This window comes from Kitasatospora sp. NPDC056800 (assembly GCF_042789775.1).
Classification (GTDB): domain Bacteria; phylum Actinomycetota; class Actinomycetes; order Streptomycetales; family Streptomycetaceae; genus Kitasatospora.
This window is the reverse complement of sequence record NZ_JBHUAL010000432.1, coordinates 1-1089: the sequence shown is the minus strand read 5'-3', so window position 1 is coordinate 1089 and position 1089 is coordinate 1. Positions and strand designations below refer to the sequence as shown.

Below are 1089 nucleotides of genomic sequence, written 5' to 3'. Positions count from 1 at the left end.
TGCGGGTGGGCGTGCCCCGGGGGGGGGGGGGGGGCCGGGGGGCGGGGGGGGGGGCGGGGGGGGTGGGGGCCGGCGGCCCCCGCCGGCCCGGGGACGGCCGGCGCGGCGGCCGCCGGGGGAGCGGGCCTGCCGTCCTCCGCGCCCGCGTCCGACCGGGTGTCCACCGAGTTGTAGATCAGCAGCAGCCCGACCGCTGCCGTGCCCATCCCCGCGCGCAGCAGCCGGGGCATTCCAGAGGCGGGACCGCCCGTCATTCCTCTCCTCCGCTCAACCGGTTCCGCGACGGCCCGCCGCCCCCGGTGCGCCCGCCCCGTGCGGGTGGGCGCCCGGAGGCGGCGGAAGCAGGGTGCCCGGCGTCAGGCGACCGCGCCGGAGGCACGGCGGCCGCGGCGCAGGGCGTACGCGCCCGCCCCGAGGCCGCCGAGCAGCAGCACCGCGCCGGAGGCGAGCCCGCCGCCGGACAGCGCCAGGCCGCCGCCACCGGTGTGCACGCCGCCGTGCGGGGACTTGTGGTCCTCGTCCCCCCTGGCCTCGCCGCCCTTGTGCTCGTCGGAACCCTTGTGCTCGTCACCGCTCTTGTGCTCGTCGGAACCCTTGTGTTCGTCGTCGCCCTTCCGATCGTCGGAGCCCTTGTGCTCCTCGGAGGCGCCGCCCTTCCTGTCGTCGTTGCCCTTGGAGTTGTCGGAGGCCCTCTCGGTCTTCTCCTGCTTCTCCTGCCAGGTCAGGTTCTTGCCCTGGTCGGCACCGTCGGCGAAGGCGATGGGGGTACCGACGGTCAGGACGGCGGCGACGGCCGCCCCGGCGAGCAGCGTGCGTGCAGAACGCATGAGGATGATCCTTCCGGCGCGCAGGACCGCGACTGCCGACACGGTGCCGGACAAGGGGACTCGCGGGGGGTGCGCCTGATCCACCGTCATCCACCGTGCGGCCGCCTGCCACCGGAGTGTGGCAGCGCCGGTGCGCGGCGTGCGCCCTTCGGGTGGAGTCCCGGGTGTGTTCACCCGGTTGGCCGGGTGATCCGGGTGAATCCACCCGGGGGGCCGTCCGGCCGGACGCACGTGGGCCCGCCCCCGGCGCACGGCCGGGGGC

The 1089-nt window shown here is 77.2% G+C and carries 1 protein-coding gene; it reads right to left on the bottom strand.

The window, feature by feature from the left end; all coding sequences use genetic code 11:
- Positions 1 to 356: 356 nt before the first annotated feature.
- On the bottom strand, positions 357 to 827 hold the full coding sequence (locus ACFRQN_RS40890; protein WP_380745729.1) for a hypothetical protein: 471 nt from the start codon (positions 825 to 827) through the stop codon (positions 357 to 359).
- Positions 828 to 1089: the final 262 nt, after the last annotated feature.